The organism is Natronococcus sp. (genome assembly GCF_047921035.1).
Taxonomy (GTDB): Archaea; Halobacteriota; Halobacteria; order Halobacteriales; family Natrialbaceae; genus Natronococcus.
Genome location: NZ_JBLRWX010000030.1, coordinates 24513 through 35543, shown reverse-complemented (window position 1 = coordinate 35543; position 11031 = coordinate 24513). Strand labels below are relative to the sequence as shown.

Sequence of the window (11031 nt, the reverse complement as noted above, 5' to 3'; positions counted from 1 at the left end):
TCGTTCGACAGCGTTCGATTCGGACATAGGTCGTCTTTCTCGATTGCGGGCTTCAATGTAGCGGTCGCGCGGAGTCCCCTTCTGCTCACGGCTTCGCCGTTCGCATGGTCAGCGGAACCTTCGGTTCCGCGCTCTCCTCAAGGAGCGACCGGAGGGAGCGAGTAGGGAGGGGAGGAGCGCGTTCGCATCGGTCACATGCACCAATCTATAAGTAGCCATCTATCCACATTGAAATTGTGGCAGACGACTACGTGCGTCGGACGGCAATCACTCGTCTTAAGGTTACGGACGAGCAACGCGACCTCCTCGAAGATACTCTCTCCGAGTGGAAGCGTGGTTGCCAAATCGCCACGGATATGGCGTGGGGAACGTGTAGCGCGAAAAGCGACGTACAACCCCTCGCCTACGACGACGTACGCGAACACACCGACCTCGGTAGTCAGCACTCGATTCTCGCCACCCACCAAGCTGCACAAGCCATCACCGGCTGTATCGAACGTCGGTCGAAAGGCAAGAAGGTGAGCAAACCGACCTTCACCGCACCCACGGTGAGGTACGATACTCGGACTATGACGCTGTTTGATGACGATACGGTGTCGCTTTCCACCACGGAGAGTCGCGTCCGGTGTGATCTTGCTCTACCCGACGCCGACGATGGCTACCAACGGCAGTACCTCGATTCAGACGAGTGGAGCGTCACGGAAAGTACGCTCACCGCCCGTGATGGCGACTACCACTTACATATCGGCTTCCGCCGACACAAGAATGACACCGAGCGGAACACCGCCGAGGACGGAACGGTTCTCGGGGTTGACCTCGGTATCGAAAACCTCGCCGTCACAAGCACCGCCTACTTCTTCAGCGGGCGAGAGTTGACTCACAACCTCCGCGAGTTCGAGAAGGTACGTGCCGGACTCCAACAGACCGGGACGCGAAGCGCCCACCGAACGCTCGAACAGTCGAGTGACCGCGAACTTCGCTACGTCCGTGACGTACTACACCGGGCGTCGAACGCCATCGTAGACGAAGCACTCCGGTACGACTGTGACGTAATTGTGTTCGAGGACCTGACTCACATCCGCGACCGAACCGGAGCGTCGTGGGGTCACAAGTGGGCGTTCCGAACACTCTACGAGCAAGTGGAGTACAAGGCCGAAGCCGAAGGAATCTCGGTGAAGCAGGTGGGTTCGGCGTACACCTCGAAGCGGTGCGCAGAGTGTGGTTTCACAGCAGACGAGAACCGCCCGACCCGAAACGACTTCCGGTGCGTGAAGTGCGAGTCGGAAGCGAACGCGGATTACAACGCAGCGAAGAACATCGGGATTCGGTATGTCCGTCGGGGCCAACAGTCGTCTCGGCGGACGGGCAACAGTCAGCTTGCCCTAAAGTCTGGAACAGTGACGTCCTCAGGTTTCGCAGAAACCTGATGTGCGAACGAGACGCGACGCGTCTCGTCAACGCCAAGTGGCGGATTTACCGCCCACCCGGAAGGGGTTGAGGCCGAGTTCATGGACAAGCCCCACCCTCCACGAGCGAACCCGTCAGGGTGAGCGAAGTAGGGTGGGGTAGTTGACCGTAGCGGTTTGTTATTCGTCCGGGGTTTCGACGACCTCCACACGACCGGGGCGGACACCGCGTGCGATCGGACGGTTCCGTCCGCTCGAGAACATCGATCGATCGCCGAACCGACGTTTCGGGTTCGTCGACCGACTCGATACCTATATGTAAACGGATATTTTCCCACTACTATCGAAAATTTGTTATATCCTCCTCGGAGCAGAAGGGTATACAATCGGTTTCACCGTTATCGGATCCGTTCCGGATCGGTCGGTATTCAGGCCACCTCCTATCGTATATCGCCCTATCTACGAAGATTCGTTCCAAGGGAGAGGTGTAATAGGTAACTACTGAGGTGTCCGTAGCGCTAACCTGAGGTCAGTACGATCTATCCTACATGCTTTCAGTAGTGTACTAGAATCGTATAGAATGGCCGGGACGAGCTGTCGGCTCGTCCGGAATCGGACCGAGTTTGCGCTCGTCGTCGTGCGAGCCGATAGGTCTGGCCGGCGTGGCTCGTCGGTCGGCGAAAACACTCATGTCGAATCCAGCGCTATCCCTAGGCATGACGCGTCCACTTCGGATCGTCGGCCTCGCCGTCGCCGGCATCGTCGTCCTCTGGCTCGTCCTCGAGCTCGTCGCGCTCGTCTTCGGGCTCGTAACGTGGGTCGTGAGCACCATCGTCTCGCTGGCCGTGCTCGCCCTCCTGGTGTACGTCGGCTCCCTGCTCGTCTCGTCGGTAGCTACCTGATCTGCAAAATTCCCAGTAGCCACCTATTCTTCCTGAAATACCTATCTTAACTCCCGTTGCTCCTCCTCGAGCGCGTCCGCAATCGCGACGAAGCGAAGCCGTCGGTAGTCGGCGACCCACGAGCCGTCGCGAAACAGCGCCGGGCGGAGTCGGTCCTCGACCGCCTCGAGGATCGCGTCGCGCTCGGTGTCGGACACGTCCTCGAAGAACTCGCCGCCGAACATCTCGATCCAGTTCGCGAGTCCCTGCTCACCGTTCTCGAGTTCCGTCGGTCGGTCGAACAGTTGTGCGGAGCGCACCTCGAACCCGTGGGCCTCGAGCCGAGGCGCGTACTCGCCGATCGACGGGAAGTGCCAGGGATCGGCGGCGTCGTACCCCCGGTCGGCGAGTTCGACCTCGAGCGCATCGACGATCGCTCGGACGTTGCCGGTCCCGCCCAGCTCCGCGACGAAGCGACCGCCCGGCCGAAGGGCGTTCCGGACGGTCTCGAGGACGGCGGCCTGGTCGTTGATCCAGTGTAAGGCCGCGTTCGAGAGCACGGCGTCGAACGGCTCGTCGGCGTCGAACGTCGTCGCGTCGGCGCGAACGAACGAACAATCGGGGTGGGCCTCGCGGGCGGTCGCGATCATCTCGGCGGAGCTGTCGAGTCCGACGGCGGTCGCGCCCGCGTCGCTGACCGCCGCCGTCAGCTCCCCCGTCCCGCAGCCGAGGTCGAGCACGCGCTCGCCGGCGGTCGGCTCGAGCACCTCGAGCAGGTCCCGGCCGTACTCGTAGACGAACGAGTGGTCGTCGTCGTAGGCGGTCGCGTCCCAGTCGTCTCGAGGGGGCGTCATCGTCGGATGCTACCGTAGCGGGCACCCTATCCGTTCGGGTTCACCGAGTTGTGACGTGCGTTCGTGACTCGCCCAGCGGAAGCGCGGGGTTTTCTTCCCCCTCCGTGTCGAAGCCGAGGGGCGAATCGGCCGAGAGCGTGGCGTTTCGAGGTAACATCCGGATGCCGAAACGCAGTATTATGCTGGAACAAAAAGATGAAAGTATCCCTCTAGGAAGGGATACTCCTATGGTACAGTGTAGCGTGATACCATATATGAAGGTCCGATGTACCCTCTGCAGACGGACGATCCCGGATCGATCCCTGCAGCGCGTCTGCGAGTGCGGCTGGTGTATGGACCCGAACTGCCAGCGGAACCACGAGTCGTTCTGTCCGGTCCACGGCGAGGATCGGTGGATCGGCGCCGTCGAGATCTAACCGTCAACGACCCGTACCGTTTTTTCGCAGGCCGGCGTTCGTAGCTCATGGCTCGAGGGAGGGTACTGGCGGGAATCGTCTGCCTACTTCTGGTAAGCGGGCTCGTCGGCCCGGTCGTCGGGACGGTGATGGCCCAGTCCGGCGACGGCACGACGGCCGACCCACTCGGCGACGGCATCCACACGCCGTCGTCAACGGGTGACGCTACCGACTCGGACGAGCAGGTCGTCGCTACCGAGGTCGATCGGTTGATCGAGAGTGCGATGGACGAGCACGACGTCGCGGGCGCGTCGGTCGCGGTCGTCGAGGGCGACGAACTCGTCCACGCCGAGGGGTACGGCGACGCCGACGCCGCGGCCGAAACCCCGGTCGATCCGAACGAGACCTCGTTCATGGTCGGCTCCGTCGCGAAGCTGACCGTCTGGACGGCGGTGATGCAGGGCGTCGAGAACGGCGACCTCGAACTCGACGAGCCCGTCGGCACCTACCTCGAGAACTACTCCGTCGAGGGCGAGGACGAGGTGACCCTCGAGCAGCTCGGAACCCACACTCCGGGGTACGAGGATCGCCTCCAGGGACTGTTCGTCGACGACTACGCCAAAGCCGCCGACTGGGAACCGAAACTCGAGCGGGAGCTGCCCGCCCACGTCAGACCGGCAGGCGAGACGGTCGCCTACTCCAACCACGGCACCGGGCTCGCGGCGCTGGTCGTCCAGGAGGCGGTCGGCGAGCCGTTCGAAGAGTCCGTCGACCGCGAGGTGTTCGACCCGCTGGCGATGGAGGGTGCAACGTTCGAACAGCCCGTTCCCGACGAACTGGAGCCGGTCTCACAGGGCCACGTTCCGACCGAGGACGGGTTCGAGACGGACGATCCCGTCATCGTCGGCGTTCCCCCGGCGGGCTCGATGAGCGCCACCGCGACCGACATGGGGAACTTCGCGATCGCGGCGCTCCAGGACGGCGCGTTCGAGGACGAGCAGGTTCTCGAGACCGAATCGGCCGAGGCGATGCTCGAGCAACGGGCGACGAACCACCCCGACGTCGGCGGCGTGGGCTACGGCTACATGCTCGGGGAGCGCGGCGGCGAGGCCCTCGCCTGGCACACCGGCGGCACCGAGTACTTCAACACGCTGTTCGGCCTGTTCCCCGAACACGACGTCGCGCTCTACGCGAGCTTCAACACGGCGGGCTCCGGTGCCGGCCTGGCGGACGTCCTCGACGGGTTCATCGAGCAGCGCTTCGACGGCGATGCGGGGGATGGAAGCCTCGAGCCCGATCCCGACACCGCCGACCGCGCGGCCGAGTACGAGGGCGAGTACCGGAGCACCGCGTTCCAGACGACCCCCGAGAAGCTCGTCGGGCTCGCCGACGCCTACCACGTCTCCGTGACCGACGAGGGGTACCTCGAGCTGGGATCGCCCCTGCTCGGCGGCGAGACCCGCTGGGTCGAACTCGAGCCCGGCGTCTTCGCGCCCGATCCCGACGAGGACGACGCCATGTTGACCTCGAGGCTGGCCATCGAGGACGGCACCCTCTACACGGATGCGCCCGCGGCTCCGTACGAGGCGGTGTCGTGGTACGAGACGGCGACGGTCCAGCTCGGCCTGGCGGTCGTCGCGCTCGGCACGGTACTCTCGACGCTCGTCGTCTGGCCGATCAGCGCGTACCGCAACCGCAGGTGGGGACGAATGCGCACCCACCTCACCCGCCCGCGACTGTCGATCCTCGCCGGCGCCGGCCTCCTCGTCGCGTTCGTCGTCGGCCTGCTCGCGAACGGGGCCGCCGACCCGAACCAGTTCGTCTACGGCTACACGCCGTGGCTGCGGCTCACCCTCGCGCTCCTGCTCGGAGTTCCGCTCGTAACGGCGGCCGCGCTGGCGTTCGTCGGCCTCGAGTGGTACCGGGTGGTCGCAGCACGGGATCTCGAGGCGAGTTCGACGACGCCGCTCGGGCTGGCGTATCTGACCGCGCTTGCGTTCGCGTTGCTCGTCTTCGTCTCGCAGCTGTGGTACTGGAACCTGCTGACCGCGGCGGCGTTCTAACGGGGGCGGCGGCGACTCGGGGACTACAACGGCCCGCCCACTGTCGCGGCGACGAACAACAGCGCGGGAATCGTCGCGGTCGCCAGCGCCACGAGGTGTGGCGCGGGCGTCTCGTCGACGGCGGTCCGTGCGTTCGCCGCGGTTGCGACCGTAAACGCCGTGCTGGCGCCGAGAAAGAGGACGATCGACCAGAAGATGCTCTCGTTGTACCGAGCGCGGACCGCCGGCCGATCGAGCGTGTAGTGGAACGCGAACAGGTCGGCCCACTGGGAGTTGTGGAACGCGTAGAGTTGGGTCTCGTACACCGGGGCGATATGGTGAACGTCCGGAAGCAGCCCCCAGAGTCCACCGACCGCGACGAGCCACAGCGGCAGCCACATCGGAAGTCGGTACCGGAGCGCCAGCGGTGTGACGAGCAGAAGGACGAGCACTGCGCCGACCAGAAAGTGGACGATTGCGGGAGCCATTGGAACGGACCGGCGGGGACCCGGTCGAAGCATCCGATTCGGCGGTCTCGCGCTTCAGTAACCGGTGAGTACACCGACTCGAGCGACCGACGAGCGACGAGTATCGCGGGATTTCCGGATCGCGGCTCGAGGGAACGACCTCGAGTCGGTCGCGCGGCTGGCGTCGGTAATCCGGTGTTGTCCCGAGCCGGCCGAGATTCAGCGGGCTTATGGGTCCGCCGGAGAAGTGATCGACGTCCCCATCATGCGCTGGCGGTATCGAACGACGGTTCTCGCGCTCTGTCTGCTCGCCTTCTTCGTGACGTACTTCGCCCGAATGGCGATCAGCCCGGTCATTCCGTTTATCGCCGCGGACTTCGACGTCTCGAACACCCAGATCGGGTTCGCGCTCTCGGGGATGTGGCTTGCCTACGGGCTCTCGCAGTTCCCCAGCGGCGTCCTCGGGGATCGGTACGGCGAGAAGCCGGTGATCCTCGTCGCCGTCGGCGGGACGGCGCTGGCCAGCCTCCTGCTCGCGTTCGCGCCCGCGTTTCCGGCGTTCGTCCTGTTCGCCGTGATCCTGGGGCTGGTCGCGGGCCTGCACTACGCCGTCGCGACGACGCTGCTGTCGCGGACGTACGACGAACTCGGTCGCGCGGTCGGCATCCACTCGATCGGCGGCCCGCTCGCGGGGCTGGTCGCGCCCGTCGCTGCGGCCTGGGTCGGCACCCGGTACGGCTGGCGCCCGGCCGTCGCGCTCGCGTTGCTCGTCGGCCTCCCCGTGTTCGCCCTCTTCGCCCTGCGGGTGCGTTCGACCGAGCCACGACGGCCCGACCAGCCGATGCGCGACCGGTTCGAGCTCGCGGCGCTTCGCGAACTGGTGACGCGGCCGGCTATCGCGTTCACGCTCGGCATCGCCATGCTCGGGACCTTCATCGTCCAGGGGCTGCTCACCTTCCTACCGACCTTCCTGATCGACTACCACGCCTACTCCGCGACGCTGGCCGGCGTCGCCTTCTCGGCGTTTTTCGTCGTTCGGACCGTCGGCCAGTCGATCCTCGGCGAGTTCTCCGACCGGTACGGCCGCGATCTCGCGATCGGGATCGCGATGCTCGCGGGGACGGTCGGCGTCCTCGGGATGGTCGTCGGGCCGGGGCTCGTCACGGTCGGAATCGCCGTGTTGCTGGCCGGGCTGGGCTCGAGTTTCTTCGCGGCGCTCGATCCGCGATTTCTCGATCAGTTCGGCGACACCGAACGCGGCGCGGGCTTCGGCCTCGTCCGTACGGTGTACACCGTCGTCGGCTCCGCCGGCTCGGTCGGCGTCGGCCTGTTCGCGGACCTGTTCGGCTGGGGCGTTTCCTTCCTCGTTCTCGCCGGCCTGTTCGCGCTGACGTTTACCGCGCTCGTCGCGAACTGGGCGCTCGAGTTGGGTTATTAGCTACTACCAGCTTCGGGACGGGTCTCCCAGCGAATCGTCCGGCGGCCAGCAGTCGAGTTCCTCGGAGAGGCCGAACACGCGATCCGTACTCTCCCCGTCCGCGAGCGATACCGCTTCCTCCCAGCTCGAGTCGATGACTCCCCTCTCTGCCAGTTTCGGCAGGTGCGTGTGTCGCAATCGGTCTCGGGCACGTTCGACCTTCCGATCGTCGAGGTCCTCGAGCGGGAGCTGGTGCCGACGGGCGGCCACGCTCCGCGAGAGGTCCTCGAGCGTCGCCGTGCCGTCGCGCTCCGTCAGTTCGTGAAGGACGAGCTGGCGGTCGGCGCTGGCGAGCACGGCGAGTGCCTCCGTCCGGTCCATCTCTGACTGGGACTCCGCGGGTGGGTCCAAAAACAGCTCGGTCAAATTACGTTGGTATACCTGTCGTAGCCACTGAACGTTACTGTGCAGCCGATCGTCCAACCGTCGTACGATCGGCGTGCAGAGATCTCAGTTGGACGGGAAACAGCAACTTCCGGCTCGTTCGCCGACTCTCGAGGCCGGCTGCAATAGTAGGCTGCAGCGTCGATCGGGTCCCGGCGTCGTGAGGACGACGAAACGAACGCCCGGAGCCGGGCGTCGGCACAGGTTTTCTGTCGCTATATAATCATTAGTAAAAGCTCTCAAGCTACGAAAGTAGCCAATAGAACAAAACCCTAGAAGTTCCACTAAAAAAACATGGTGGGGACATTCACCGTCGACCTGCGAAACGGACGGAGCGTTCCGTTCGACGAAATCGTGGTGCTGGAGCGGACGAACGGCACGTGGATCCGCTGTATCAGGGACGAACCCAGTCGGCGCGAGCAGCTCCCGGAAACGACGAAATACTACCACCTCGAGACCGACGTCGTCGCCCTGCTCGAGGAGACGGACGACGAACTCACCGAAGACGAGACGGTTCGGCGGTCACTCGAGTAGGTGCGGGGAGGCCGAACGCCTCGAGGCGTAACCGTCCGTCCGCCGGGAACTGACCGACGTCCGCGCTACGGGCCCGGATGATCAATCGAACTCCTCCTCTCGACGGCCGACGTCGGTCGACCCCTCGACCACCTCGAACTCGCTCGAGCCGCAACGACAGCCGTCCTTCGATCCGATCGGCTGTACCGTCCCGTCCGACGCGACTCTGGCAGCGTAGGCCGATCCACACGCGGTACAGACCGCCATCCGTCGTCGTTCCTCCTCACCCATACGCTACCGTACGATATCGGGTCTAATTATATTATTGACAGTTAGTACGGTGCGAGTCGTCGATCGGTCGGCGACGACGGGACTCGGCCGGCGATCGTTACGCGGTCGCTCCGCCTTCGAGTTACGCGCGTGATGGGGCGGCCGTCCCGACGGCGGTCGACCAGAGTCCGACGAGAACCGCGGCGAAGGTGAGCGCGATCGCGATCGTAAAACTCCCGGTGTAGGCGACGCTCGCGGTTCCCAGCGGGGGCATCGCCAGCGCGGTTACGCCGATCGCGATGTTGAAGACGCCGACGATGGCGGTGTCCTTCTCGGGGGAGTAGACCGTCATCACCAGCGGGATGTACAGCGTCGCGGAGCCGCCCAGCCCGAGCCCGATCAGGAAGATCGCGACCGGGAGCATCGAGTCGGCCGAGGCGAACAGCAGGGCGATACCGGCGGCCGCGGCGGTGAGCGACCCGAGGAAGGCACGTCGCGAGCCGACGACGTCGGCGAGGTAGCCGCCGCCGATTCGCGAGATAATGCTGACGCCGCCGATCAACCCGAACGCGGCCGACGCGCCGGCTTCGGTGAGCCCGCGGTGGGCGAAGAGGTCGACGGCGTAGGCTGCCAGCAGCTGGTACCACGCAAAGGAGAGCGCGATCCCGAAGAACAGCAGCTGGAACGTTCGCGTCCCGCCCAGTCGAGCGAGCCACTCGAGGAGTTCCCCGGTGGTCGCGGTCGACTGTTCCGCCCATTGTGGGCGCCGACAGACCAGCCCGGCCAGCAGGAACGCGACCGCGGTCGTCGACATAACGAGGAAAAAGCCCGGGCGGACGCCGAGCTCCGAGAGGACGAACTGCCAGATTGGCGGGAGGACGGTCAGGCCGAGTCCGTTGCCGACGAAGATCAGCCCCGTCGCGGCGCCGCGACGGCGATCGAACCAGCGCGGGACGACCGACGCGAGCAGGACGAACGCCGTCCCCAGCGCGAGCCCGAGGAAGGCGAACACGACCGTCAGTCCGGCGATCGATTCCGTGACGTACAGCGCGGGAGCCAACAGCCCCGCCACGGCCGAGCAGGCGAGCAACAGCGTCCGCGATCCCAGCCGCGTGCCGAACACGCCGACGAGCCCGGAGCCGATAAAAAAGGTAAACAGCATGACGGCGAACACGGCCGACAGCGCGAGCGGCGAGACGCCGAAGGCGTCGCTGAACGGCGCGCGGAAGATGCCGTACGACAGCGGCGTGCCGAAGGTAAAGACCATCGCGACGGCGCCGACGATCGCCACCAGCCAGCTACGGCGACCGTCGGGGCGTTCCGGATCGTCGGTGCGCACGACACCGTCTCGAGCGCGCTCGGTCGAAAGGATTCTGATCCACGGCGGGATTGCCGTGACCGGCTCGAGTCGGCGGGCCGGACTCCCGTTCTGTGTTCGCGGTGGACGAAAGAGGGGGTTGGATTGCGACCCCGCTCGAGTCGCCGCGGCGACGACACACCGCGAAGTTACTTGTCCCCGTCTGGTGCAGTGACCCTCGAGTTGACGGACGGTTCGTCCGCCAGTATTCATGACCGACCGGCAACCGAGGTTTGTGGTTCGGACGCCCCGGCAGGAGCCGACGACCAAGCAAGCGAGGAGGGTAGAGCGATGACGCCACTCGAGCCGATGCTCGCGGTCGTGGCCGGGCTGTCCGGGGTGTACCTGCTCGCCTGGTGGTACTGGTGGGACGCCCTCGTCGACGAGGGGATCGAACTCGAGTACGCAGAGTAACGGGCGCTCGAGGAGGCGTCCGGTTCCGCGGCGTGTCCCGGCTGTGCGGTCGACCACTACCGCGTGCGGGTCGGTCCCACGGGTTTATCCGATACGGCGGTGAGTCCGTATCCGGGTTGACAACAATGCACGAACTAACGCTGGATACGGCGAAGGAGATCATCGACGCGGCTGAAGAACGGGCGGCAGAGATCGACGTCCCGATGTGTGTCGCGGTCGCTAACGAGGGCGGGAACCTCGTCGCGTTCCACCGGATGGACGGCGCGTTGCTCGCGAGCAGCGACATCGCCCGGAACAAGGCCTACTCGTCGGTGGCGATGGAGCTGGAGACGGAGACCATCCAGGAGGTGTCACAACCGGGTGCGTCGCTGTACGGGCTGGGGAACACGAACGACGGCCGGATCGTCACCTTCGGCGGCGGGCTTCCGCTCGAGGACGACGGGACCGTCGTCGGGGGTGTGGGCGTCTCCGGCGGCAGTGCGGACGAGGACGTGGACGTCGCGGAAGCCGGCGTCGACGCCTTCGACCGCGAGTAACGTGTTCCCACCGCCGCGCTCGGCGCGGTCTTCGA

Annotated in this window: 12 protein-coding genes and 1 pseudogene; 8 read left to right on the top strand and 5 right to left on the bottom strand. The window is 65.4% G+C overall.

Translation table 11 applies throughout. From position 1 onward, the window contains the following. Positions 1–236 precede the first annotated feature (236 nt). Positions 237–1550: pseudogene (locus tag ACNA7R_RS08435) on the top strand (RNA-guided endonuclease InsQ/TnpB family protein). Positions 1551–2122: 572 nt separating this feature from the next. Further along, positions 2123–2308: a hypothetical protein gene (locus ACNA7R_RS08430; protein WP_416283120.1), complete on the top strand. Its 186-nt coding sequence runs from the start codon at positions 2123–2125 to the stop codon at positions 2306–2308. Positions 2309–2349: 41 nt separating this feature from the next. Here ACNA7R_RS08430 and ACNA7R_RS08425 read toward each other — a convergent pair whose 3' ends face one another. Then, entirely contained in the window at positions 2350–3141 is a 792-nt protein-coding gene (locus ACNA7R_RS08425) for a class I SAM-dependent methyltransferase (protein ID WP_416283119.1), read from the bottom strand. A 254-nt stretch (positions 3142–3395) separates the two neighbouring features. On the opposite strand from ACNA7R_RS08425, the gene ACNA7R_RS08420 reads away from it, so the two are divergent. Beyond that, positions 3396–3557: a hypothetical protein gene (locus ACNA7R_RS08420; RefSeq protein WP_416283118.1), complete on the top strand. Its 162-nt coding sequence runs from the start codon at positions 3396–3398 to the stop codon at positions 3555–3557. A gap of 47 nt (positions 3558–3604) precedes the next feature. Then, entirely contained in the window at positions 3605–5599 is a 1995-nt protein-coding gene (locus ACNA7R_RS08415; RefSeq protein ID WP_416283117.1) for a serine hydrolase domain-containing protein, read from the top strand. 23 nt (positions 5600–5622) lie between these two features. Here ACNA7R_RS08415 and ACNA7R_RS08410 read toward each other — a convergent pair whose 3' ends face one another. After that, a complete protein-coding gene (locus tag ACNA7R_RS08410) occupies positions 5623–6066 on the bottom strand; it encodes a hypothetical protein (RefSeq protein ID WP_416283116.1) in 444 nt (147 codons plus the stop codon). 244 nt (positions 6067–6310) lie between these two features. Between ACNA7R_RS08410 and ACNA7R_RS08405 the strand changes: the two genes are divergently transcribed. After that, the gene (locus ACNA7R_RS08405; RefSeq protein WP_416283122.1) at positions 6311–7483 is read left to right on the top strand and encodes an MFS transporter; all 1173 of its coding nucleotides are present in this window, start codon (positions 6311–6313) and stop codon (positions 7481–7483) included. 3 nt (positions 7484–7486) lie between these two features. Here the strand turns inward: ACNA7R_RS08405 and ACNA7R_RS08400 are convergent, their stop codons facing one another. Next, on the bottom strand, positions 7487–7843 hold the full coding sequence (locus tag ACNA7R_RS08400; protein ID WP_416283115.1) for a hypothetical protein: 357 nt from the start codon (positions 7841–7843) through the stop codon (positions 7487–7489). A gap of 357 nt (positions 7844–8200) precedes the next feature. Here ACNA7R_RS08400 and ACNA7R_RS08395 point away from each other — a divergent pair, with 357 nt between their 5' ends. Then, a complete protein-coding gene (locus tag ACNA7R_RS08395) occupies positions 8201–8440 on the top strand; it encodes a hypothetical protein (protein ID WP_416283114.1) in 240 nt (79 codons plus the stop codon). An 81-nt stretch (positions 8441–8521) separates the two neighbouring features. Here the strand turns inward: ACNA7R_RS08395 and ACNA7R_RS08390 are convergent, their stop codons facing one another. Together ACNA7R_RS08390 and ACNA7R_RS08385 are read right to left on the bottom strand one after the other, a co-directional pair. Further along, positions 8522–8710 (bottom strand): hypothetical protein, encoded by a 189-nt coding sequence (locus tag ACNA7R_RS08390; protein WP_416283113.1) that lies wholly within the window; start codon positions 8708–8710, stop codon positions 8522–8524. 121 nt (positions 8711–8831) lie between these two features. Beyond that, a complete protein-coding gene (locus tag ACNA7R_RS08385; protein WP_416283112.1) occupies positions 8832–10028 on the bottom strand; it encodes an MFS transporter in 1197 nt (398 codons plus the stop codon). Positions 10029–10337: 309 nt separating this feature from the next. On the opposite strand from ACNA7R_RS08385, the gene ACNA7R_RS08380 reads away from it, so the two are divergent. Then, positions 10338–10460, top strand: coding sequence for a hypothetical protein (locus ACNA7R_RS08380; protein ID WP_416283111.1), 123 nt, complete (start codon positions 10338–10340; stop codon positions 10458–10460). 125 nt (positions 10461–10585) lie between these two features. Further along, on the top strand, positions 10586–10996 hold the full coding sequence (locus tag ACNA7R_RS08375) for a GlcG/HbpS family heme-binding protein (RefSeq protein WP_416283110.1): 411 nt from the start codon (positions 10586–10588) through the stop codon (positions 10994–10996). Positions 10997–11031 lie beyond the last annotated feature (35 nt).

Bases quoted from the DNA above. Each gene is read 5' to 3' on its own strand.
- ACNA7R_RS08375 (WP_416283110.1), top strand. From the start codon at position 10,586: ATGCACGAACTAACGCTGGATACGGCGAAGGAGATCATCGACGCGGCT.
- ACNA7R_RS08380 (WP_416283111.1), top strand. From the start codon at position 10,338: ATGACGCCACTCGAGCCGATGCTCGCGGTCGTGGCCGGGCTGTCCGGG.
- ACNA7R_RS08425 (WP_416283119.1), bottom strand. From the start codon at position 3,141: ATGACGCCCCCTCGAGACGACTGGGACGCGACCGCCTACGACGACGAC.
- ACNA7R_RS08405 (WP_416283122.1), top strand. From the start codon at position 6,311: ATGCGCTGGCGGTATCGAACGACGGTTCTCGCGCTCTGTCTGCTCGCC.
- ACNA7R_RS08410 (WP_416283116.1), bottom strand. From the start codon at position 6,066: ATGGCTCCCGCAATCGTCCACTTTCTGGTCGGCGCAGTGCTCGTCCTT.
- ACNA7R_RS08415 (WP_416283117.1), top strand. From the start codon at position 3,605: ATGGCTCGAGGGAGGGTACTGGCGGGAATCGTCTGCCTACTTCTGGTA.
- ACNA7R_RS08395 (WP_416283114.1), top strand. From the start codon at position 8,201: ATGGTGGGGACATTCACCGTCGACCTGCGAAACGGACGGAGCGTTCCG.
- ACNA7R_RS08400 (WP_416283115.1), bottom strand. From the start codon at position 7,843: ATGGACCGGACGGAGGCACTCGCCGTGCTCGCCAGCGCCGACCGCCAG.
- ACNA7R_RS08390 (WP_416283113.1), bottom strand. From the start codon at position 8,710: ATGGGTGAGGAGGAACGACGACGGATGGCGGTCTGTACCGCGTGTGGA.
- ACNA7R_RS08430 (WP_416283120.1), top strand. From the start codon at position 2,123: ATGACGCGTCCACTTCGGATCGTCGGCCTCGCCGTCGCCGGCATCGTC.
- ACNA7R_RS08420 (WP_416283118.1), top strand. From the start codon at position 3,396: ATGAAGGTCCGATGTACCCTCTGCAGACGGACGATCCCGGATCGATCC.